A 22,824-nucleotide genomic window follows, 5' to 3' on the forward strand; every position below is an offset into this window, starting at 1 on the left:
CGATTTGTCAAAGAAATATGTTTTGTATTTCTACAAATAATTTCTAGTTTTGATTGTAGTTTTATTTTTTTTATATACTCTAGGTATTCTCTTACCTATTAAACAAAGAACTTCATAGTTTATTGTATTTAATAATTTAGCTATATCATCAGCATTAAATTTAATACCTTGATCTTCCCCAATTAATATTACTTCATCTCCAACCTTAACTGGACCCACATCCGTAATATCAATCATACATTGATCCATACATATTCTACCAACTATAGGTGCGCTTTTACCATTTATTATAATCTTACCCTTTTTATACAAGGCCCTTGTATAACCATCTGCATATCCTATTGGTAATGTAGCTATTATACTTTCTCTTTCAGTTTTAAATTCTCTACCGTAACTTATGTACTCACCTTTTGGTAATACCTTCACGTGCACTATATTGCTTTTTAATGTTAGAGCTGGCTTTAAATTAATTTTTTCTTTAATTACTTCATTTGATGGATAATATCCATATATTATTATTCCTGGTCTTACAGCATCAAAATATGCTTCTTCCATATCTAGTATCGCAGCACTATTTGATAAGTGTTTTTCTTTTATTTTTATTCCTCTCTCTTCAAGACTTTTATTAAATTGTTTAAATTTATTTAATTGCATCATTGTATATTCTTTATCAGTCTCATCTGCTGAAGAAAAATGAGTAAATATACCCTTAATATTTATGTTTTTCAAATTATTTATTTTTTCAATATCATCTAAACTTTCTTCATTAGGTAAAAATCCTAATCTTCCCATCCCTGTATCTATAGCAATATGAATATCTATTTGTTTTCCTTCTTCCAAAGCTATTTCTGATAATCCTATTGCATAGTCTAAAGAATATACTGTTTGTTCTATATTTTGATCAATTAAATCTTTAGTAAAATCTAAAGGAGTATATCCTAAAATCAAAATTGGAGCTTCTATCCCGCTTTTTCTTAACTCTAAAGCTTCCGTAATAACTGCTACTCCTAATTTATCAGCACCATTTTCTAATAAAACAGAAGCTACATCTATAGCTCCATGCCCATAAGCATCTGCTTTTACTATTGCAATTATAATTTTTTCTCCTACTTGTTTCCTAATTTCTATCATATTATGTTTTATGCAATCTAGGTCTATTTCAGCCCAAACTGCTCTTATGTTTTCTTCCATTATCAATACACCTCATATTTATTATATCAAACTATAATAAGTCATTATCTATTTCCTTAAGTTTTTCGAAATTTTTATATATAATTCTTAATCTATCATTACCTTCCTTGTCATATATTATTGCTCCTATAGGTGTTTTCTCTTTTTTATCTATAAAAACCTTAGCTTTATCTAAATGATCATTTTCAAGGAATAGTTCTAAAGTTAATTCTATATATTTTTTTTCGCCCCACTCTTCTTGCCCTTCTTTTATACTGCCTTCCTCTATTGGATAGGATAATAAATTTTTCATAAAGGCTAAGGAATGTAACTTATCTAAATCCGCTTCTACATTATACTCCTTATTAGATATATTATCTTCAACCCTTATATTACCATCTTTATAAAATTTAATTCTATCTATTCCAAAATCGATTCTTGCACCTTTGTCTTCACTGTAATATTGCGTTGTTTCCTCTTTTTCTTCTCCTCTACTATTATTAGTTATATATTCAACATTAGTTTTATAACATGTTATCTCTTTCAGCTGAGAAATAACCTCTTCATTTGTTGGCACTACTGTTAATCTAAACATAATCACTAAAATAATAGATATGAATGGGATACACAATAAAAGTGTAATTAGTACTTTCTTTTTCATAAAGCCTCCTAAAATTATTAATCTTCATTAATACTATTATTACTTTAAAAGGCTTTTTATTCTAAATATATTATTTTTCCTCTAATACAGCAAAGGCAATAGCTGATAAATTATTATGAGATATTGATATATTTAAGTTGTATCCTTTATTTCCAAGCACTTTTTCTACTTTTTCATTTAATTTAGCTACTGGTTTTCCAAGTTCATCTCTCAAAATTTCAATATCTTTAAAAGAAAAACCTCTAACACCAGTTCCAAGAGCTTTACTAACAGCTTCTTTCGCAGCAAAATTCCCTGCTATAACTTCAGACCTCATAGCTTTACTTTCAAATAATAGAATTTCATTTTTAGTAAATAGCTTGTCCAAAAAATGTTTATTTGTTTTTATAGCTTTTTCTATTCTCTCAATTTCTATAATATCTGTACCTATTCCTATAATCATAACTTCACCTCTACCTATATTTTACTACAAATTTTGAGATGTTATTAAAATTAATTTATACTAATTTCATTTTGTATATCATTAAAGTCATATATGTAATCATCTACATATTCTCCCAATATTTCTACTAGATGTATTGGTGATACTTGATTTTTATATAATAATTTTAAAAGTTCATTAACTTTATATTTATTGTTAGATATAAGATTAATATTATCTCTTTCTATATTTATTGCTTGTCCACCTTTTAAGTCCTGTCTCTCCACCTCTATTCCATAAGCTTGACCACCTTTATAATTACTTTTAGTCAACCTATACATGTATTTCATTTCAGTTCCTTCTCTACTAATTGAAGAGATTAAACTTTCTATGATTTTCATCTAAATCCTCTCCCTTTATTTACTATTATAGAATATATTAATTAATATATTAACTACAATATCACAGTATTTAATGAAATTTTGTCAAAGATTGTTTGACCACTACTTAAAATATTATTCTATATTTCAACATTATTTTTCCTATAGTTCTAATAAACTCTTATTTGTATATTCTTATTACATATTATCTTCGCATATACAAATAGGATTTCTGTCGAAACAGTATTTAAAATAACAAATTATGACTAATAATATTTTTATTTTATTATTTATTTTTTGTCAAATATAATAATTATTGTATTGCTTATATGTATAAGATTGTTATATAATTAACTCATGGATAATTATTATCATTAAATATCTTTTGTTATCATATTGTATAGTATGTATATTTATAATTAAATTATTCCATAATAAAATATAAAACTTTTACTTTGAAAGGTGTGTTATTATGCGTTCTTTAGAAATTAAAAAAGATATCCATTGGGTTGGTGCTTTAGATCCTAACTTAAGAATTTTTGATATTATTATGTACACTCCATATGGTACAACTTATAACTCATATGTTGTTAAAGGAAGCGAAAAAACTGCTATATTCGAAACTGTTAAAGTTCAGTTTTTTGATGAATATATAGGCAGACTTAAAGATTTAGGAGTCAATCCAAATGAAATAGACTATATAGTAGTTGATCACACTGAGCCAGACCATGCAGGTTCTGTTGCTAAATTGCTTGAACTTTCCCCAAATGCTAAAATTGTAGGTTCTCCAGTTGCTATTAACTTTTTAAAGAAAATAGCCAATTGTAAATTTGAACATATTTCTGTTGGTGATGGTGATTCTTTAAGCCTTGGAAACAAAACACTGCAATTTATTTCAGCTCCATTTTTACATTGGCCAGATTCTATGTACACATATGTTGTAGAAGATGAAGTATTAATAACATGTGATTCATTTGGTTCACATTACTCATCTCCTGAAGTGTTTAATAATAAAATAGAAAGCCAAGAAAATTATATGGAAGCTTTGAAATATTATTTTGATTGTATATTTGGGCCGTATAAACCTTATATTCTTAAAGCTATTAATAAAATTAAAGATTTAAAAATAGATATTATTTGTCCAGGTCACGGGCCTGTACTTATAGATAATCCTATGAAAATAGTAGAGATTTATAAAGAGTGGAGCACACCTGTAGTTAAACCTGCAGAAGCTAAAAAATTAGTTACTATTCCTTATGTTAGTGCTTATGGTTATACAGAACAATTAGCTAAGCAAATTGCTAAAGGAATTGAGGCTAGTGATAATATTGAAGTTAAATTATTTAATGTAATTGAACATGAAATGGGAGATATTATTGCAAGCATTGGCGAATCTGAGGGTATTCTTTGTGGCTCTCCAACAATAGTTGCAGAGCTTCTAGAACCTATACGCGATGTGCTTTCAAAATTAAACCCTGTTGTTCACGGTGGAAAACTTGCTGGTGCTTTTGGATCATATGGTTGGAGCGGAGAAGCTATTCCAAGAATGGAAACTAGATTTAAAGAATTAAATATGAAGCTTTATGGACCTAGTTTAAAAATTAACTTTAAAGCTAATGATAATGAATTAGATGCAGCTTATAACTTTGGTTTCGGCTTTGGTGAAACTTTGCTTGGAACTAGAGATTTTATTCCTATGAAGGATGAAAGCTCTACTATAAAAGATATTTCTGGTGATGGAGATCTTAAACTTTGGAAATGTGTAATTTGCGGAGAGATATTTGAAGCTGAAATAGTTCCTGAACTTTGTCCCGTTTGTGGTGCAGGAAGTGATCAATTTATAGAAATTGAGCGCGAAGCCACTAAGGTTTCAATTGATAAAGAAGAAACTTATGTAATTATCGGAAATGGTGCTGCTGGTTTCTATGCAGCTCGTGCAATTAGAGAAAGAAATGCTAAAGGTATTATTAAGCTTCTTTCAAATGAAAAAGAACATTCATATATAAGAACTCAGCTTTCTGATTTAATTTCTGAAGAATCTGATGATAAGTTCTATATTGTTTCATCAGAATGGTATAAAGAAAATGAAGTAACTGAAATACTTGGAGTTTCTGTTGAAAACATAAATAATAAAACAAAGAAAATTATGTTAGATAACAAAATAGAAATTTCCTATGACAAGTTAGTTATAGCTAACGGAAGTTATAACTTTGTTCCGCCTACTAATGTTATCTTAGATGGTAACAAAACTGAAATTAACTCTTCAAATTATTCAACAATTAAGGGTATTCATTCTATTAAGAAATTATCTGATGTTGAAAAAATTAAGAAGGAACTAGTTACTGCTAAAAATGTTGTTATTGTCGGTGGTGGTCTGCTAGGCCTTGAAGCTGCTCACGAAATTCAAAAGAGAAATATCAATGTTACTGTAATTGAATTGGCTGATAGACTTCTGCCAAGACAATTAGATACTGAAGGTTCAGCTTTCTTTAATAATATTGCAAATTCCACACCTGTAAATCTTCTTTTAGGTGAATCAGTTAAAAATGTTTTAGCTACTTCTAATGGTGTAACTACTGTTAACTTAAATAGCGGAAAAACTTTAGATGCTGATATCATTCTTTACTCCGTGGGTGTTAGATCAAACCTTGATTTAGCTAAAACTGCAGGAGTTGAATGTAACAGAGGGGTAGTTGTTAACTCTAACATGGAAACAAATATTCCTGATATTTATGCTTGTGGTGATGTAGCCGAACTTGAAGGAGTCTACTATGGGAACTGGCCAGCTGCAATAGAAATGGGTAAAGTTGCAGGTGCTAATGCCTCTTATGATGATATTAAATTCGAAAAATTTGTTTCATCTGTAATATTTAATGCTATGAATACTACCGTATTCTCAGCTGGAGTAATTAACTTTGATGATGAATTATTAGAAAAGGTTGGATATGTAGATAATAAAAATAATAAATACTCTAAATTATTCTTCCAAGATGATAAACTAGTTGGTGGTATCTTGATTGGAGATATATCCTCATCAGTTAAAATCATTACTGGAATTCAAAAAGGTCAATCAAAAGCCAAAGTTCTTTCAGGTGGAATACTTTAATTAGCTTATAAATATCACAGAAGGCATAGTAAAATATTTACTATGCCTTCACTTTTTATCTTTTTTCTTAAGATGTATTTTTTTTAATACCTCTTAAGTCAACTCTTAATTAACAATTCTGGATATTCTTATATTAAAAATTAAAAAATTATATTATAATTGACTTAGGAATTTGAAAGAAATTAATTAGGAGGTATTAGAATGGCTATATTAGTTTGTGGTGGCGCTGGTTATATAGGTAGTCACATGGTTGCAGAACTTTTAGAAAACGGAGAAGAAGTTGTTGTTTTAGATAATCTTGAAAAAGGTCATACTAAAGCTTTACTAGGCGGAAAACTTTATGTTGGTGATTTAAGAGATAGAACTATATTAGATAAGGTCTTTACTGAAAATAAAATAGATGCTGTAATTGATTTTGCTGCATACTCACTTGTTGGTGAGAGTATGACTGAACCACTTAAGTACTTTAATAACAATGTAGGAGGAACTATAAGCCTATTAGAAGCTATGAAGGATTATAATGTTAAGTATATTGTGTTTTCTTCAACAGCAGCTACCTATGGGGAACCTGAAGTGGTTCCAATAGATGAAGATAGTAGAACTATTCCAACTAACGCTTATGGTGAATCTAAATTATTAGTTGAGAAAATATTAAGATGGTGTGACAGCGCTTATGGTATTAAATATACTACTTTAAGATATTTCAATGCTGCCGGTGCACATGTTAGTGGAAAAATTGGTGAAGATCATTCTCCTGAAAGTCATCTAATACCTATAATTTTAGACGTTGCTTTAGGTAATAGAGATAAAATAATGATGTATGGTGATGATTATGATACTGAAGATGGGACATGCGTAAGAGATTACATACATGTATCTGATTTAGCTTCTGCACATTCTCTTGCACTTAAGAGATTAATGAAGGGCGGAGAAAGTAGAATTTACAATTTAGGAAATGGAACTGGTTTTTCTGTAAAAGAAGTAGTTGAAATTGCTAGAAAAGTAACAGTACATTCTATTCCAGCTGAGGTTGCGCCAAGAAGAGCAGGTGACCCGGCTATTTTAATTGCTTCATCTAAAAAAGCAGTTGAAGAACTTGGATGGAAGCCAAAATATAATACTGTTGAGACAGTTATTGAAACAGCTTGGAATTGGCATAAAAACCATCCAAATGGTTATAGCGAATAATTATTTACTATAATATATATTTAGAAAAAATTTAATTCTAAATACTAAAAAAAATACCTATAGCCAGCCACACATGAAAGTGTTTAGCTCATAGGTATTTTTTTATAATTATTTTTATCACCATACAGATTTAACTATTAATCAACTAACGTTAAACCTTTTAACTCTTCTAATATCTCTGAACTTATACTGTCATTTACAAGTACAACTAAATAATCTCCACTTAATATCCTAATTTCACCCTTAGGAATAATCTCTTTTCCACCCCTTTTAATAGCTACCAATAAACATTCTGCCGGCCAATCTATATTCTTTATTCTCTTTCCTTCAACAATACTTCCCATTTCAATACCAACCTCTAATAAAGTGTTTTTCATCGATCCACTCTTTAGCGGTGTCCCTACATTCTTCAATAACCTATCTAATAATACTTCATATACCGGCTCACTTCGTAGTAAATCCGAGGTTATATATGCAATGAATACAACTATTGATATTGCTAATAAATGTTCAAATGACCCTGTCATTTCAGTAATTAATACTATTGCTGTTACCGGAGCTTTTACCACTGCTGCAAAATACCCTGCCATGGCTAAAATAATGAAATTTATTATAAACGTAGATGGTATATTGGCTAAATTACATATTATAATACCAAATATATCCCCTAAAATTGAACCTAACAGTAACATTGGTAAAAATATCCCGCCCGGCACTCCAGACCCAAAGCATATTAATACTATAATTAACTTAATAAGGAATAAAGCTATCAACATCAATATAGAAATGTCACTTCCATATAAAGATATTATTATTTCATGTCCTCCGCCTAAAAGCTGTGGAGCTAAAAAACCCACTACTCCTGTTATTAGAAACGGAATCATTATTTTAACTTCTATAGGCACCTTTTTTAATCGTCCATATATATTTTGAGAAATAACTACCCCTTTAGTAAAGAAAATAGCTATTGCCCCTGTTAGAACGCCTAATATTACTAATGTCCAATAATACTCTAATGGAATTACAGATACATCCATAAATTTTAATGCCGGATCCATACCTAAAAATTGCTTTGTTACAAAATCTGCCATTAGAGTCGCTGCCATAGCTGGTAATAATACTAGTGGAGAAAAACTTCTATGTACCTCCTCTAAGACAAAAATCATCCCAGATAAAGGTGAATTAAATGCAGCTGCAAGGCCTGCTGCAGCTCCAGATGTAACTAAAAAGCCCTTTTTCATCGGTGCTTTTTCAGAACTATTACTTACACCTTGTGCTATCGCAGCTCCCATTTGCACGGATGGGCCTTCTCTTCCAACTGATAATCCAGCTACTAATGCCATAGTCCCACCAATAAATTTTAGAACTAATACTTTAACCCAATTTACATTTAACTTTCCTAATAATATTGCATTAACCTGAGGGATACCACTCCCTGATATCATAGGTTCCTTTTTCACCATAACACCGGTAATCCAGCCCATAAGCGCTAACAAAAGAAATACGCCTATAACCTTTATAGGACTTCCTTTTGAATATAGATATATTTCTTTAAAAACATGAGAAAATTTACTTATTGCTATTCTATTTAAAACTATTACAATTCCAGTTATAAACCCTATTATAGTTCCCTGAATAATTAAACTTACCCTTAGATTACCTCTATCGCTTAAAAGTTTATGTATCCCTTTCTTTTCTACTGAATCTTCCACAATATAATCAACTCCTTATCCTTACTTTTATTAAGGCACAATCAAATAAATTATACTAACTGTATCAAAATATAAACTACCTTTGTCTTATATCACATATGGGCTAGTATACTTCAATATATATATCTAGTCAAAACATACCATAATTGCCACATTTCAATATTTTCTTGTTTAAATATAATCTTATTTATCTAATACATTTTACTGTTTATTTAATTATATAAAAATACCTATAGATTAAACACTTTTTTATGTGTCTAATCTATAGGTATAACCTTATATCAATTCTCTCTTTGTTTCTTTCTAAGTATAAGAACTGAATTAATTTCCGCTCCCACTATTAATATCATAGAAGTTATATATAGCCATGTCATTAATATAAATACTGCCCCTAAACTTCCATACAATCTAGAGTAATTCGAAAAATTATTTATATAAAAAGAAAATCCCCTGGATACTACTATCCATCCTATAGTACTAACTATTGCTCCTGGCAAAACTTGTTTCCATCTTATTTTTTTAGCTGGTGTAAATCTGTATATAGATGCAAATATTCCAATCATCATACATACTACAATAACATATCTTAATATATTCCATACAATTGTCATTGCTTTATAAAATGGTACTATTGTTAATATATATCCTCCTATTAAATCTCCAAATACTAACATAGCTAAAGTTAAAACTATTACTAGCGTCAATGCAAAAGTAAAAATAATTGCTATAATGCTTCTTTTTATAAAAGATCTTGTTTCTTTTATATCATGTGCTTTATTAACACCTTTAATAACGGCTCTAAACCCCGATGAAGCTGCCCATATAGTAAGAACTATAGATATTCCAAGCAACCCGCTATATTGATTATCAACCACTTCTCTTATTATAGATGCAACTAAATCAAAAACACTACTTGGCAATATAGCTCTTAACCCGTCTAATATCTCAATTGAATTTAAAGAACTAGCTCCAATAACCGTCATAAGAAATATTAAAAATGGAAAAAACGCTAATATTAAGTAATATGCAAGCTGAGATGCCAACGCAAATATATCATCATTATTAATCTTAACTATAAAATATACTATAAAATCTAAGGTGGACCTTTTTTTGCCTAGTTCACCATCATTCATTTAATCACCACATCTTTACTATTATTCATGTATTAATTTATATATTAGATCTATTATATTATAATTATAATATCACTGTTTTACTAGTGTTTTATACCTACAAATTTTTCACTTAATTTATATACACAACTTCACTATGTTTATTTGAGTAATATTTACTCCATATACTTCTCATATTCACCTGTTATTTTTCATATGCCTAACAAACTTACTATAGTATAATTTAATATATACTACTACTTAGGCATCCCTAAATAAATAACAGACCAGTATTCTTTATTTTTTAGTCTGTTATTTATTTCACTGTGCCTTATATTATGCTATATGAAAGGATTTGTGATTATGTTATATACTTTAGAAAATAAATCAATAAAAATTACTGCTAGTACTGCTGGTGGAGAATTACACAATATTATAAACAAAAAAGATAATACTGAGTTTCTTTGGAATGGTAATGAAGATTTTTGGAAATATCATTCACCTATACTATTCCCTATAGTGGGTAAAGTTAACAGCGGTGAATATAATGTTAATGGAGTCACTTTTAATCTTCCTCAACATGGACTTGCTAGAACCTCAGAATTTAATATGATTAAAAAAAGTGAAAATAATATTGTCTTCGAATTAAAATATTCAGATGAAAGTTTAAAGGTCTATCCTTATAAATTTTCCTTAAAAATAACATATACTCTTGTAAATAATGGTGTTAAGGTTGGTTATTCTGTAGATAATTTAGATAATGAAACCATCTATTTTTCTATAGGTGCTCATCCAGCATTTATATGTCCTTTAGAAGCTAATGAAACTATGAGTGATTATTTCTTTGAATTAAATAAAAAAGAAACTTCTTCTATTATGCTACTTAATGAAGAGGGGCATTTCTTACAAGAGAGACAATCATATTTAATTGATAATAATATAATACCTTTATCTAAAGAAGTATTTAAAAATGATGCTTTAGTTTTTGATGATTTAAAATCTACAGTTATAAGCTTAAAATCTAAAAATCATAATAAAGTGTTATCTATGGACTTTACAGGGTTCCCTTACATGGCAGTATGGTCTAAACCAACTGGTGCACCTTTTGTTTGCATAGAGCCTTGGTATGGGCATGCAGATCATGCTAATTTCCAAGGAGAACTTAAAGATAAAGAAGGAATAGAAAAACTAGGAGTTGGAAGTACTTTCAATTGCTCATACACTATATTTGCTGAGTGTAACTAATAAGGCAACTTTAACTTATTAGTTCCTTTCATCTTACTAAGTCTTATAACTTAAACAATATAAAAAAATAAAAGCTGAATTTACTATCATTGTAAATTCAGCCTTTTTATATGAGTCTTCTTTTTTTAAATAACAAGTTACTATGCTAGTCTATTATGTTTTCAACTACTTAGTATCTTTTAATTTCCCATTCCTTAGGTACTAGCCCTCTATATTTATTATTAAAGTACCTATCATCTATAAGTAATAATCTTCCCCGATCCTCTTCTGTTCTAATTACTCTTCCAGCAGCTTGAAGCACTTTATTAACTCCAGGATAAACATAAGAATAATCAAATCCCTTATCCTTATAATAATCCTTTATTATATCTCCCTCTTTAGATATTCTAGGAAACCCCACTCCAACAACTATACTTCCAATTAACCTTTTACCTGGTAAATCTATTCCCTCTGAAAATATTCCTCCAACAACACAAAAGGCTGTTATTTGGGATTCTACTCTAAATCTACTTATAAAGACTTCTCTCTCTTCTTCATTTAACATTTCACCTTGGAGATATGTATTTTTTTGTCCATATAACTCAACATATTTTTCATATACTTTATTTAAATAATCATAAGATGGTAAGAATACCATATAATTTCCACTTATCTCATTTATAAATTTATTAATTAACTTACATACACTTTCAATATTTCCCGCCCTTTGGTTATATCTCATATTAAGTGGATATCCATATATTTCAAAATTCTCTTTCTTAAATGGCGATGCCAATGTCATTCTATAGCTATCCTTATTTCCACCAAGTAAATCTATATAATAATTTAAAGGGGTTAATGTTGCTGAAAATAATATAGTTGAATAACTTTCTCTAACTACATTAGCTAAATTCTTTGATGGATTAACACAAAATAACTTTACTCTTACTTCACTTTTATCCACTTCTACTAATGTTACATATTCCTCTGAATATAACTCAGCTACAGAAAGAAAACTCCTAATATCAAAGTATAAATCTAAAACATCCTCATATGCAGATGTTCCTACGCCTCTAACTAAATATTCATCCCCTTCTTTTAATGCTACTCTTAGTAATCTGTATAATTCATTATATTCCTCTTTATTATATATACTATTTTTTTCTAGTTCTTGAACTTCACTTCTAATATTACCTAATTCCTTATTTATAGCATATAATGATTTATATAAAGTTGGCACTGTGCCTTTTACTAATCTACTTACTAATAAAACTTTACTTTTATAAATTTCAGCACTAAACATTTCTCTTGCTCTGCTAACCAAATTATGTGATTCATCAATTAAAATAATATTTTCACTTCCATCAGCTTCAAATATTCTCTTTAATCTAACTCTAGGATCAAAAGCATAATTATAATCACAAATAATAGCATCACACCATACACTTATATCTAAAGATAATTCAAAAGGGCATAATTTAAATTCTCTTGCATATTTCTCTATTATTTCTCTGGAAATATTCTTTTCTTTGCTAATAACTTCAAAAACTACTTCATTTGCTTTTCCAAAATAATTTACTGCATATTCACAATCATCTGGATTACACTTTACCTTATCTTTAAAACATATTTTTTCTTTAGATGTTAATGTAATATTTCTGCATTTAAGACCTTTTCCTTTTAGCTTAATAAAAGCTTCCTCTGCAACTGTTCTTGTGATTGTTTTTGCAGTTAAATATATTATTCTCTTCCCCTTGCCTTCTCCTAAAGCCTTTATAGAAGGATAAATAGTTGATATTGTTTTTCCTATTCCAGTTGGTGCTTGTGCAAAAAGCATACTTTTTTGCTTTATAGTTTTATAACAATTAAGCGCCAGCTCTCTTTGGCCTTTTCTATATGTATCAAAGGGAAACTCTAAAGATTTAATAGATACATCTCTTTCTTTATTTAACTTTCCCTTTAGTTTTACCCACTTACTATATTCATTTATAATATTATATACAAATTCCTCCAGTTCTTTTAATTCATATACTTTATCAAAACTTTTAACTTCATTTGTTTCTATATTATAATAACTAAGTCTTACACTAATATTACTTAATGCATTTTTCTCCCCATATATATATGCATAAAATTTTCCTTGAGCCCAATGTATCTCATTATATTCTTCCTCTATAAAAATTAATGATTTAAAAGTAGATTTAATTTCTTCTATAATAACTAAATCATTTTCAAATATTATACCATCACATCGTCCCTCTACATTTAAAACAATATTATCTATATAAAATTCCCTTTCTAGTTTAACTTCCTTTTCATAATTCTTATATATAGTTGCATTGCTAGCTTGCAACTTTTGATGAGCTAATGTTCCTTCTAAGGCTCTATTCTTTCCCATATATCTATCATCTAAATGTCCTCTTCTAAGAACAAATTCAATAACACCTCTAACCGAATCCCTTATTTTAACCCTTGTATCCATTTCATTTACCTATCCTCATTTTTCTATATAGATATTATACCCTAATATTTCACTTTAAAGAGTTTAAATGAAATAACAAGTCAAATATTCTAAATATATTGTTTTGGAAGTCCCTTAAATAAATAAAGACCTTAGATTTATTGAAAATCTAAGATCTTTTAAATAATTTTCCATATTTTTTATATACCTAATCTTCTTCATGAAATTCATTAACTACTTTTTGAACTAGTTTTTTAATAGCACTTGCTTGAGCAATTAATGACATTACTGAAACAAATGTTCTTATACTATTTTCATCTTTATCATTTAAATCTAACCCTTTTATAATATCTTCTAATCTTTCTTCTTCTACCGCTGGCGTACTTAAATTCTCATTAAAGCTTTTACTTTGAGTTTCTGAGAATATTTTATAAGCCACTTCCCATGATATTATATCATCTGTTCTATCATTAATCTCATTAAAGGCTAAACTAAATACCTTTTTAATTTCTTCAGTTGTTAAAACTGGTCTCATATAACTTAATAATACTAATTGTACTAAATGTATTTTAGTATATCCTCTTTTTTTCCCATCCTCAGGTTTAGTTATAACTTCACTCTTTATATAATTTTGAACTATATTATTAGTATATTTATCCTCTGGAAATTTATCATTTAAAAAATCTATAACTTGAGATAGGAAAAGGTCATACTTAGGAAGCTCATCATAGGAAACCATATTATTCTTAGACATCTCTTCTGTAGTCTGCCTTATATAATCTGCATCAATTTTTTTAACCATATTATATCCACCTTTACCTTTTAATTAATCTTATATTTTAATTATATAGTACCCATAAACTTATTACAAGTTACTTCTGCCTATTTTATAATTTTTTTTACTAATTCCATTTTTTATATACTATATTTATGTTTTTATAGCTTAAATTAAATATTCCAAATACTTTTTTCAATATATGTAAACTTAACTATTTAAGAAATTATGTATTTCGACATATTAAAAAATTATAAATCCAGAATTATTTTTACATATTTTGTATATTTTATTTTGTATTTTTAAGTTTGCTTAAGTCTATTATTTAATTACTACTCTTATAAACAAGTGTACAAGCCATTTGTTTATAACTACTATTTAAATGGCAATTTATCAAATTACTCTTGACTTTTCTAATTTATGGTAGTATATTTTATTTACGGAGTTTTTTTATATAAGTATTTTATAATTTGAAAAAATTATTTCACTTTTATATTGACTTTTAATTACATATTTAGTATTATTGAGTTGCAAGATGTCGAAACTTGTTTCAAGGAGGAATTTAAAATGAAATCAACTGGTGTAGTAAGAAGAGTAGATGAATTAGGAAGAATAGTTATTCCTATAGAATTAAGAAGAACTTTAGATATCGCTGAAAAAGATGCATTAGAAATTTATGTAGATGGTGAACAAATCATATTAAAGAAATACCAACCTGCATGTATCTTCTGTGGAGATGCTAGAGATGTTACTAATTATAAAGGTAAGAATATCTGTAAAAACTGTATGGCTGAATTAAAAAGTTAATTTTGTCATTTTTACAGTTTAAAGAATAGTTTAAGATTTTTTTCTCAAACTATTCTAACCCCGTAGATTTACATAATCTACGGGGTTATTTAATTAGGTCTATATATATATAAGGGACCTTCAAATAAATAGCAAGTCAGTATACTATAATTCAGTTGAATATTTATATACTTCATTCTTTGGTAAATTTCTTTCTTTAGCAACTATTTTAATTGCTTGTTTTTTATCTATTCCAGATTCAATAGTTTTTAAAATATGATCCTGTATAGTTAAGTCGCTCCATAACGCTTCTTTTTCTGCTTTAATTTCTTCTTCTGATTTACCCTCTACAACTAAAACAAACTCACCCCTAGGTCTCTTCTCAACAAAATGATTAATGCAATCTTCTATAGATCCTCTTACTATTTCTTCATGAAGTTTAGTTAGTTCTCTACAAGCTGCAATTTTTCTATTTCCTAAGGTATCTTTTAAGTAAGTTAGCGTATCTAGCAACCTATGCGGTGCCTCATAAAACACTAATGTTTCTTTAGCATTTATTATTTCCTCTATAATAATTTTTCTATCTTTATTTTCCCTTGGTAAAAACCCTCTAAATAAAAATTTAGTAGTATCTAATCCTGAATATACTACTGCTGTTGTTATAGCCGTTGCCCCCGGCAGAACTTCAAAAGCTATCCCCTTTTCTATACACTTAGCCACAATAACACTTCCAGGATCAGAAATACCTGGAGTTCCTGCATCGCTAACTAAAGCTATATTTAAACCTTCTGCAAGTTTAGTTATTATATTTTCACTTTGTCCTTGTTCATTATGTTGATGATAGCTGTATAATTTCTTTTTTATATTAAAATGATTAAGTAACTTCAGAGTTTGTCTTGTATCCTCTGCTGCTATAATATCTGCATTTTGTAGGACTTCTAATGCTCTTAATGTTATATCCTTTAAATTACCTATTGGTGTTGGAACTAAATATAGTTTTCCATAAGCCATAATTATTCCTCTCTTCCGTAAATTTTATTTATTTCATCTGAATACGTTCCATCTTCATTATATACATATAGTGAAGGTTCCCACTTTAAAAATGATCCACCATCTCTTTGCCCTTCTACTAGTACAATATTAGGTGGTTTCTTAGAGTTTGGATGAATAAGTTTTACTCTCTTAGGTTCTATATTATATTTTCTCATTAACTCAAATATATCTATAAGTCTTTCTGGTCTATGTACCATATACATACGTCCATTATCTTTAAGTAGCTTTTTAGCAGATGCTATAACATCCTCTAGGTTGCATAAAACCTCATGCCTTGCTATTGCAAGCTTATCATCAGGGTTTACTATACCTGCATTATTTAACTTGTATGGTGGGTTTACAGTTAACACATCATATCTACCTAATTCACTAAGTAACTTCTTATCCTTCAAATCACCATGTACAAAAGATATTTTATCTTGTAATTTATTAAGTTTAACACTTCTTTCTGCCATTTCTACCATATCATCTTGAATTTCTAAACCAATAACACTTTCTGGCTCATATTTTCCCCAAAGTAAAAATGGTACTATCCCTGTTCCAGTACATATATCTATAACTTTATGTTTTCTTTTAACATTTGCAAAATCAGCTAAAAGAACTGCATCTACTCCAAATCTAAATCCAGCATTCTTTTGAATTAAATGAAGACCCTTTAATTGAAGATCATCTATAGCTTCATTTTCTAATAAACTCACTTTTTCTTCCATGATATCATCCTTTTTATCTTCTTTTTTCCTAATTATAACCCACTCCTATATAATTGACAATTAACTTTAAATAACATAACAAAAAAAAGACTAAGCAGATACGCTTAGTCTTTTAATTACTATTATAATATTCTTCTTGCTGAATTAAATGATGTAACTGGAGATATCTTAACCTTCTCTCCTGGTTGTGGAGCATTTATATAATTACCATTACCAACATATATTCCAACATGATCTAATCCATATGTGAATACTAAGTCTCCTGGTTGTAAGTCAGCTTGTGAAACTGCACTACCTCTGCCAGCTTGGTCCCATGTAGTTCTACCTATTTCTATTCCGGCTGCATTTCTATATACAAAGCTTGTAAGTCCTGAACAATCAAATGTATCAGCCCCTGTTGCTCCAAAAACATAGTCTCTACCTAAGTATTGATATGCATAATTAACAATTGCGTTTCCTGAACTAGATGATCCACTTCCTGAACCAGCTGATCCATTTCCTGAACTAGCTCCCCCATCGCCTCTACTAGGCATATTAGTATCAACATATGCCTGTGCTTGTTCTTCAGCTTCAGCTTCTGCTTTAGCTTTAGCTTCTTCTTCTAATTGATAAATTCTTTCCTTACCCTTTTCAATATAGATATCCACTTCTGCTGTTACAGTAGGACTCTTAAGTTGATTCTCTTTAATACTTCTTAATTGATTTATAGCTGCTTGAAGAGTATCACTTGAATCTTGTGAGTTATTTATCATATCAAATTGAGCTTGAACTAAGCTTCTTTCTACAACTGATAAATATTCTAAATCAAATTTATCCTGTTCTATTTTTGCTTCTGCACTAAGAACTTCTTGTTCTTTTCTCTTAACCTCAAATTCGTCTAAATTCTTTTTAGTTTCTTCATTAAGTGTTGCTATTTCTTTTGCGTTCTGTTCTAATAAAGCTGTTTTTTGATCTAATTTTTCTTTTTTCTCTAGTAATTCACTTACAACTTTTTTATCAATATTAACTAGTTTACTAGTAGAATCAACCTTATTTATAAGATCGCTGAAACTATCTGCAGTAAATAGAATCATCAAGTAACTACTTTGTCCACCTGATTTATATAACTCTCTTAATCTATTCCCTAAAACTTCTTCTTTTTCTGCGATTTCTATCTTTGAGGTTTCAATATCTTTTTTAGTGTTTTCCACCTCATCTTTTATATCTTGCATCTTTATTTTATTTTCTTCTACTTTTGCCACTAATGGATCTATTTCTGCATTTAAGCTATATATCTTACTTTTTATATTCTCTATCTTCTTATTTATGTCTTCGTATTTATTTTGGCTCTCAATTACTTCTTGGCTTGGTGTTGCAAATACAGTCACCCCAGAAGTTAAAACTAATGCCACTGCTAAAACAGCTGATAAGATTCTTTTTTTCATAAGCTATACGGTCCTTAGACCTCCCCCTCTCAAATATATTATGTTACCATTATATCACTTATTAAGTGCTTGGACAATGGTAAATTTTAAAAAATGAGCTGTTAAGCTGATGTAAATGTATTCTATACATATCCAAACTAAGATTTACTCGTTTTTATTTGCAAGATTTTTTCATCTATAATTTATTTATATGTTTAAATTATTATATTATTATCATTTATAATCAAACCTTATATTTTTTCCCTGCTACCCTTTGTGCTACAGTTGCCATTAACATAAACAATATAAATATTATTACTATATAATTTGACTTTTGATCTAATAAATAATCCAATATCATTAATACTAATCCTATAATTCCTACCGATATATTAAACTTACCATTAAAGCAAATATATTTTTCGGTATCCTTATACATACTACTAATAATTAATATTTCTTTTAATTTTTTACTCTTTAACATGATAAATCCCATTATTATAAATCCCATACTTGCAATGCCTATAATAATTGTTGTTACATTCATTTTTATAATCTCCTTTTAATATGTCGCGTAGCCTAGGCTACACTTATTTTATTTACTATATTAATATAATAAATTCCTCTTTTCAATACTTTATTATATAAAACTATTGACATATGTACATATAATTATATATAATGGTAACATACTTCGGGGTGTGGCGCAGATGGGAGCGTGCGTGGTTTGGGACCATGAGGCCGCAGGTTCAATCCCTGTCACCCCGACCATAAAAAAAGGTAGGTTATAAAACCTACCTTTTTTGTCGTAGTAAATTCCTACATCTTCTATTTTAAAGGATATGAAAAAAACAAACTAGAATCTCATTAGTTATTTTTAAAGCGCCCTAATTATTTTTATCATAGCTATTTTCTAAGTACTCCTTACCCTCCCTGAATCTTTCATCCATCCCTGCCCCCTTGCAAAAGGCTAATACTATAGGAATAATTGCAATATATATGCATACTATAATTAATGGCATGTTAATCCTCTCCTTATATAATTTGTATATTTTATTATTAGTATTTACAAAAATATAAATATTAAGTACTAAATTTACTAAAATATAAATATTTTTATACTTTAGTAAATTTAGTTCTGAAACACATCTTAAAAATGACTAAAATTCAACAATTATTTTATTCTTATGCGCAGAAAGAAAATAACAAGCCAGAGATTCTAAAAATATTTGTGCTATTCGAAGAACCATAAAATTCGTATATTGAGTCTATATAAAGTGTGTGATTATTAAACATAGCTTAAAATAGAGTAAAATCTAACTAATTATTTCTTGAAGCTTACTTAGAATTTTAGATAACGTTTACTATCTCTGTTTTTCTTAAATATTATAGTAATTATAATTATTGTTAAACTTATTACTATATCATTAATATCTATCAACTCTATATAATATCTATACACCTCCATAGCCTCTATGCTGTTTTTTATAATTCATATAACCACTATTACTTTAATACGCCTCCATTAAGCTTGTGTAGCTATTTCAGTCTATACAGAGATACAAAGAATAATAAATATATTTACATTGTATTCATTTACTCAGTTTTGTTGATTAATCTTTTATATTTGTTATAATAATATTAATATACTTGAATTTCTAAAAATTGTGAGTATATTTTTTTATATTCTTCTAAAATTATTTATACTATACTGATAATACTAAATAGATATTTATATGAATTTACATATTTGAAATAATAATGGTCTAAAAGTACACTAGCCTATTCACTTGTTTTTTTAATATATAACGAAGGGAGGAAGTTTATATGCATAATATGAAAGCAGCAATTTTTGATTTAGATGGAACTTTAGTTGACTCTATGTGGGTTTGGGAAGAAATTGATAAAGAATATTTGAAAGAAAGAGGACATTCTGTACCATTAAACCTTAACGATAAAATAAATCATCTAAGCTTTAATGAAACTGCACTGTATTTCAAAGAAACCTTTAGCTTAGAAGATTCTTTAGAAACTATTATGAATGATTGGACTACTATGGCTTATATTCATTATTCACAAAATATACATCTAAAAGAAGGTGCGTTAGACTTCTTAAAAAAACTAAAATCTTCTGGGATAAAAATTGGACTAGCTACTAGTAACTCAGTTACACTATTAGAAGCCGTTCTTAAAAATAATAATATTTATTCCTATTTTGACTGTATTACTACTACTGATGAAGTTTCTAATGGTAAAGATAACCCCGATGTATATTTATTAGCTGCTGAAAGATTAGGTGTTAATCCTTCTCAGTGTGTTGTTTTTGAAGATATTATACCAGCTATCCTAGGCGCTAAGGCTGCAAATATGAAGACTATTGCTATATTTGATAAAGCTGCTGAGCATAATAGAGATGAATTGATTAATCTAGCTGATAAATATATTCTCAGCTATAATGAAATAATTGAATTTGTACCTGTTAAAGTATCTTGATTTATTATTTCTTTAATATAGCTAAAGTACATATTAAAACTTTATTTACTATTTTAATTTAAGACACTTGAAAAAAAACTCTCAACTATTAAGTTGAGAGTTTTTTATTAAAATCTTTTTACGCCGTGTTTAACTTCTAATTCTTTAACTACGTCTAAGTATTTTCTTTGTTGTCTTTCTTGAATTAAGTTATTTACTATTTGTTCTTTAACAGTTTCAAATTCTGAAGCATTTCCTTCTGTCTTTGCTTCAACTTTTATTAAATGATATCCGAATTGTGTTTTAACTGGCTCACTTACTGTTTCTAGATCTAAAGTAAACGCAACATCTTCAAATTCAGGAACCATCATTCCTCTGCTAAAATCACCTAGGCTTCCACCTTGTTCTTTTGATGGACAGCTTGAATATTTCATGGCAGCTTCTTCAAAAGTACATTCTTTACTTTGTATTTCTTCTCTTATCTTAGCACATTCTTCTTCATCCTGAACTAATATGTGCTTAGCTGATACTGTAGCTTTTTCTGCAAAAGATTCCTTATTATTATTATAGTACTCTAATGATTCTTCATCAGTAACAGTTACTTCTGCAAGAACCTTATTTATTGTTATTTGAGTTAAAAGATCCTTTTCTAATGCAATTAAATTATTCTTGTATTCTTCAGTTTCATTTAATTTCATTTCTGCACCTAATCTACTCATTAATTCAAATGATATAAATTGTTCTAATAATTGCTTTTTAGCTTCTTCTGTTCCAAAATAAGCTCTCTTATCTTCTGGATATCTCATTATTATTTGTTGTAAATCTGATTCCTTTACCTCAACGCCTGATATACTTGCTAAAACTTTATTTTCCATAACTAATCTCCTTTTTGTTTGTTAGTATTTCCTAACACTTATTATATCAGAATTCAATTAAATGTATAATATAAATATACTTAAATTTGCTAAAATAATTTATTAATCCATATTTACTAGTTATTTTTTAGAGATTATTACAACCTATTTAAGTATTTCCTTTTAAACACACTTAATATATTATATCTATTGATAATAATTATTTATAGATGTATAATTAAATAAAATTTGTTAGGAGGTATTCATATGATAGAAGTCGGAAACTCAGTTCCTAATTTTTCTTTAATTGGTTCTGATAATAATTTACATAGCCTTAGTGATTATAAAGGTAAGAAAGTAATACTTTACTTCTACCCAAGAGATAACACTCCTGGTTGCACAACTGAGGCCTGTGAATTTAGAGATAATAACAAACAAATAATTGATTCTAATACTATAATACTAGGTATTAGCAAGGATACTTTAGCATCTCATGTTAAATTTATTACTAAATTTGATCTACCATTTATATTACTAAGTGATGAAGAAAAAACTGTGTGCAATCTATTTGATGTAATAAAAGAAAAAAATATGTATGGTAAAAAAGTGCTAGGAATTGAAAGAAGTACTTTCTTAATTGATGAAAATGGGATTCTAATAAAAGAATATAGAAAAGTTAAGGTTAAAGGACATGTTGATTCAATAATTGAGGAATTTTTCAATTAAGTAACACTTATAAAGTCATCTTATTAGAAACTTATATGTTCTAAAACAACTAAAAATCCAGTAGAAAATTATTATAATATTACTACTGGATTTTTATATTTATAAATTATATTAAAAAATCTACTTTATACCCTATGTATTTCTCTTCTTTTTTGATTTATATAATATTATGTAAATCAAAAAAAGACTAACATAAGTTAGTCTTTTTTTGGTGGCTTCACTAGGAATCGAACCTAGGACACGTGGATCTTCAATCCACTGCTCTACCAACTGAGCTATGAAGCCATACTGACCTGGCGACGTCCTACTCTCCCACACAGCTGCCCGTGCAGTACCATTAGCGCTGTAGAGCTTAACTTTCCTGTTCGGAATGGAAAGGAGTGTTTCCTCTACGCCATCATCACCAGATGGTTTAGATTCTAAATCATAGATTTAGTCTCTTATTATTTTTTTATCAGAGTTTTGTTCTCTGAAAATTGCACATGAATTATTGTAAATTGGTCAAGCCCTCGACCTATTAGTATCAGTCAGCTAAATATGTTGCCATACTTACACCTCTGACCTATCAACCTCGTGTTCTTCAAGGGGTCTTACTAGCTTATGCTATGGG

General features: G+C 28.5%; 20 protein-coding genes, 2 tRNA genes and 2 rRNA genes. 7 read left to right on the forward strand and 17 right to left on the reverse strand.

Annotation, left to right across the window (positions count from 1 at the left end):
* Positions 1-30 precede the first annotated feature (30 nt).
* The 4 genes from alr to BLS77_RS07370 all read right to left on the reverse strand — a co-directional run bounded on the left by alr (position 31) and on the right by BLS77_RS07370 (position 2,653).
* Positions 31-1,191, reverse strand: a complete 1,161-nt coding sequence (gene alr, locus BLS77_RS07355; RefSeq protein ID WP_089967512.1) for an alanine racemase — start codon at positions 1,189-1,191, stop codon at positions 31-33.
* Between the two features lie 31 nt (positions 1,192-1,222).
* Positions 1,223-1,831, reverse strand: a complete 609-nt coding sequence (locus tag BLS77_RS07360; protein WP_089967513.1) for a germination lipoprotein GerS-related protein — start codon at positions 1,829-1,831, stop codon at positions 1,223-1,225.
* A gap of 70 nt (positions 1,832-1,901) precedes the next feature.
* Entirely contained in the window at positions 1,902-2,273 is a 372-nt protein-coding gene (gene acpS / locus BLS77_RS07365) for a holo-ACP synthase (RefSeq protein ID WP_089967514.1), read from the reverse strand.
* A 50-nt stretch (positions 2,274-2,323) separates the two neighbouring features.
* A complete protein-coding gene (locus BLS77_RS07370) occupies positions 2,324-2,653 on the reverse strand; it encodes a DUF6514 family protein (protein WP_089967517.1) in 330 nt (109 codons plus the stop codon).
* Between the two features lie 451 nt (positions 2,654-3,104).
* Between BLS77_RS07370 and BLS77_RS07375 the strand changes: the two genes are divergently transcribed.
* A complete protein-coding gene (locus BLS77_RS07375) occupies positions 3,105-5,738 on the forward strand; it encodes an FAD-dependent oxidoreductase (protein WP_089967520.1) in 2,634 nt (877 codons plus the stop codon).
* Positions 5,739-5,939: 201 nt separating this feature from the next.
* Positions 5,940-6,926 (forward strand): UDP-glucose 4-epimerase GalE, encoded by a 987-nt coding sequence (gene galE / locus BLS77_RS07380; RefSeq protein WP_089967523.1) that lies wholly within the window; start codon positions 5,940-5,942, stop codon positions 6,924-6,926.
* Positions 6,927-7,063: 137 nt separating this feature from the next.
* On the opposite strand, the gene BLS77_RS07385 is transcribed toward galE, so the two are convergent.
* Both BLS77_RS07385 and BLS77_RS07390 read right to left on the reverse strand, forming a co-directional pair.
* Positions 7,064-8,638, reverse strand: coding sequence for a ClC family H(+)/Cl(-) exchange transporter (locus tag BLS77_RS07385; RefSeq protein ID WP_242873953.1), 1,575 nt, complete (start codon positions 8,636-8,638; stop codon positions 7,064-7,066).
* Positions 8,639-8,919: 281 nt separating this feature from the next.
* Positions 8,920-9,771: a YihY/virulence factor BrkB family protein gene (locus BLS77_RS07390; protein WP_089967530.1), complete on the reverse strand. Its 852-nt coding sequence runs from the start codon at positions 9,769-9,771 to the stop codon at positions 8,920-8,922.
* A 342-nt stretch (positions 9,772-10,113) separates the two neighbouring features.
* Here BLS77_RS07390 and BLS77_RS07395 point away from each other — a divergent pair, with 342 nt between their 5' ends.
* On the forward strand, positions 10,114-10,995 hold the full coding sequence (locus tag BLS77_RS07395) for an aldose 1-epimerase family protein (RefSeq protein WP_089967533.1): 882 nt from the start codon (positions 10,114-10,116) through the stop codon (positions 10,993-10,995).
* Between the two features lie 169 nt (positions 10,996-11,164).
* Here the strand turns inward: BLS77_RS07395 and BLS77_RS07400 are convergent, their stop codons facing one another.
* A complete protein-coding gene (locus BLS77_RS07400) occupies positions 11,165-13,456 on the reverse strand; it encodes an ATP-dependent DNA helicase (protein ID WP_089967536.1) in 2,292 nt (763 codons plus the stop codon).
* A gap of 187 nt (positions 13,457-13,643) precedes the next feature.
* Positions 13,644-14,237: a DUF1836 domain-containing protein gene (locus BLS77_RS07405; RefSeq protein ID WP_089967539.1), complete on the reverse strand. Its 594-nt coding sequence runs from the start codon at positions 14,235-14,237 to the stop codon at positions 13,644-13,646.
* Positions 14,238-14,777: 540 nt separating this feature from the next.
* Between BLS77_RS07405 and BLS77_RS07410 the strand changes: the two genes are divergently transcribed.
* Positions 14,778-15,017, forward strand: coding sequence for an AbrB/MazE/SpoVT family DNA-binding domain-containing protein (locus tag BLS77_RS07410; RefSeq protein ID WP_089967542.1), 240 nt, complete (start codon positions 14,778-14,780; stop codon positions 15,015-15,017).
* 144 nt (positions 15,018-15,161) lie between these two features.
* On the opposite strand, the gene rsmI is transcribed toward BLS77_RS07410, so the two are convergent.
* The 4 genes from rsmI to BLS77_RS07430 all read right to left on the reverse strand — a co-directional run bounded on the left by rsmI (position 15,162) and on the right by BLS77_RS07430 (position 18,709).
* Positions 15,162-16,007, reverse strand: coding sequence for a 16S rRNA (cytidine(1402)-2'-O)-methyltransferase (rsmI, locus tag BLS77_RS07415; RefSeq protein ID WP_089967545.1), 846 nt, complete (start codon positions 16,005-16,007; stop codon positions 15,162-15,164).
* Between the two features lie 2 nt (positions 16,008-16,009).
* On the reverse strand, positions 16,010-16,759 hold the full coding sequence (locus tag BLS77_RS07420) for a tRNA1(Val) (adenine(37)-N6)-methyltransferase (protein ID WP_089967548.1): 750 nt from the start codon (positions 16,757-16,759) through the stop codon (positions 16,010-16,012).
* A gap of 122 nt (positions 16,760-16,881) precedes the next feature.
* Positions 16,882-18,183 (reverse strand): C40 family peptidase, encoded by a 1,302-nt coding sequence (locus tag BLS77_RS07425; protein WP_089967551.1) that lies wholly within the window; start codon positions 18,181-18,183, stop codon positions 16,882-16,884.
* A gap of 223 nt (positions 18,184-18,406) precedes the next feature.
* Positions 18,407-18,709, reverse strand: a complete 303-nt coding sequence (locus BLS77_RS07430; RefSeq protein ID WP_089967554.1) for a hypothetical protein — start codon at positions 18,707-18,709, stop codon at positions 18,407-18,409.
* Between the two features lie 148 nt (positions 18,710-18,857).
* Between BLS77_RS07430 and BLS77_RS07435 the strand changes: the two genes are divergently transcribed.
* Positions 18,858-18,933 (forward strand) — tRNA-Pro (locus BLS77_RS07435).
* 116 nt (positions 18,934-19,049) lie between these two features.
* Here BLS77_RS07435 and BLS77_RS20550 read toward each other — a convergent pair.
* Complete coding sequence (locus BLS77_RS20550) at positions 19,050-19,184, reverse strand: hypothetical protein (protein ID WP_278336651.1); 135 nt, start codon at positions 19,182-19,184, stop codon at positions 19,050-19,052.
* Between the two features lie 805 nt (positions 19,185-19,989).
* Between BLS77_RS20550 and BLS77_RS07440 the strand changes: the two genes are divergently transcribed.
* Positions 19,990-20,655: an HAD family hydrolase gene (locus BLS77_RS07440; protein WP_089967557.1), complete on the forward strand. Its 666-nt coding sequence runs from the start codon at positions 19,990-19,992 to the stop codon at positions 20,653-20,655.
* A gap of 107 nt (positions 20,656-20,762) precedes the next feature.
* Here the strand turns inward: BLS77_RS07440 and BLS77_RS07445 are convergent, their stop codons facing one another.
* Positions 20,763-21,509: a peptidylprolyl isomerase gene (locus BLS77_RS07445; protein WP_089967560.1), complete on the reverse strand. Its 747-nt coding sequence runs from the start codon at positions 21,507-21,509 to the stop codon at positions 20,763-20,765.
* A 246-nt stretch (positions 21,510-21,755) separates the two neighbouring features.
* On the opposite strand from BLS77_RS07445, the gene BLS77_RS07450 reads away from it, so the two are divergent.
* Complete coding sequence (locus BLS77_RS07450; RefSeq protein ID WP_089967563.1) at positions 21,756-22,214, forward strand: peroxiredoxin; 459 nt, start codon at positions 21,756-21,758, stop codon at positions 22,212-22,214.
* Positions 22,215-22,423: 209 nt separating this feature from the next.
* Here the strand turns inward: BLS77_RS07450 and BLS77_RS07455 are convergent.
* The 3 genes from BLS77_RS07455 to BLS77_RS07465 form a co-directional block, all read right to left on the reverse strand.
* Positions 22,424-22,499 (reverse strand) — tRNA-Phe (locus BLS77_RS07455).
* A 6-nt stretch (positions 22,500-22,505) separates the two neighbouring features.
* Positions 22,506-22,622 (reverse strand): 5S ribosomal RNA (gene rrf, locus BLS77_RS07460).
* A gap of 89 nt (positions 22,623-22,711) precedes the next feature.
* A 23S ribosomal RNA gene (locus BLS77_RS07465) occupies positions 22,712-22,824 on the reverse strand; the annotation flags it as partial.

Origin of the sequence: Clostridium gasigenes (genome assembly GCF_900104115.1) — a bacterium.
In the GTDB taxonomy this organism is placed as follows: domain Bacteria; phylum Bacillota; class Clostridia; order Clostridiales; family Clostridiaceae; genus Clostridium; species Clostridium gasigenes.

Excerpts from the sequence above, each read along its gene's own strand:
- BLS77_RS07410 (WP_089967542.1), top strand. The coding sequence starts at position 14,778 with ATGAAATCAACTGGTGTAGTAAGAAGAGTAGATGAATTAGGAAGAATA.
- BLS77_RS07360 (WP_089967513.1), bottom strand. The coding sequence starts at position 1,831 with ATGAAAAAGAAAGTACTAATTACACTTTTATTGTGTATCCCATTCATA.
- rsmI (WP_089967545.1), bottom strand. The coding sequence starts at position 16,007 with ATGGCTTATGGAAAACTATATTTAGTTCCAACACCAATAGGTAATTTA.
- BLS77_RS07450 (WP_089967563.1), top strand. The coding sequence starts at position 21,756 with ATGATAGAAGTCGGAAACTCAGTTCCTAATTTTTCTTTAATTGGTTCT.
- BLS77_RS20550 (WP_278336651.1), bottom strand. The coding sequence starts at position 19,184 with ATGCCATTAATTATAGTATGCATATATATTGCAATTATTCCTATAGTA.
- alr (WP_089967512.1), bottom strand. The coding sequence starts at position 1,191 with ATGGAAGAAAACATAAGAGCAGTTTGGGCTGAAATAGACCTAGATTGC.
- BLS77_RS07400 (WP_089967536.1), bottom strand. The coding sequence starts at position 13,456 with ATGGATACAAGGGTTAAAATAAGGGATTCGGTTAGAGGTGTTATTGAA.
- galE (WP_089967523.1), top strand. The coding sequence starts at position 5,940 with ATGGCTATATTAGTTTGTGGTGGCGCTGGTTATATAGGTAGTCACATG.
- BLS77_RS07375 (WP_089967520.1), top strand. The coding sequence starts at position 3,105 with ATGCGTTCTTTAGAAATTAAAAAAGATATCCATTGGGTTGGTGCTTTA.
- acpS (WP_089967514.1), bottom strand. The coding sequence starts at position 2,273 with ATGATTATAGGAATAGGTACAGATATTATAGAAATTGAGAGAATAGAA.
- BLS77_RS07425 (WP_089967551.1), bottom strand. The coding sequence starts at position 18,183 with ATGAAAAAAAGAATCTTATCAGCTGTTTTAGCAGTGGCATTAGTTTTA.
- BLS77_RS07445 (WP_089967560.1), bottom strand. The coding sequence starts at position 21,509 with ATGGAAAATAAAGTTTTAGCAAGTATATCAGGCGTTGAGGTAAAGGAA.
- BLS77_RS07420 (WP_089967548.1), bottom strand. The coding sequence starts at position 16,759 with ATGGAAGAAAAAGTGAGTTTATTAGAAAATGAAGCTATAGATGATCTT.
- BLS77_RS07405 (WP_089967539.1), bottom strand. The coding sequence starts at position 14,237 with ATGGTTAAAAAAATTGATGCAGATTATATAAGGCAGACTACAGAAGAG.
- BLS77_RS07370 (WP_089967517.1), bottom strand. The coding sequence starts at position 2,653 with ATGAAAATCATAGAAAGTTTAATCTCTTCAATTAGTAGAGAAGGAACT.
- BLS77_RS07440 (WP_089967557.1), top strand. The coding sequence starts at position 19,990 with ATGCATAATATGAAAGCAGCAATTTTTGATTTAGATGGAACTTTAGTT.
- BLS77_RS07430 (WP_089967554.1), bottom strand. The coding sequence starts at position 18,709 with ATGAATGTAACAACAATTATTATAGGCATTGCAAGTATGGGATTTATA.
- BLS77_RS07395 (WP_089967533.1), top strand. The coding sequence starts at position 10,114 with ATGTTATATACTTTAGAAAATAAATCAATAAAAATTACTGCTAGTACT.
- BLS77_RS07390 (WP_089967530.1), bottom strand. The coding sequence starts at position 9,771 with ATGAATGATGGTGAACTAGGCAAAAAAAGGTCCACCTTAGATTTTATA.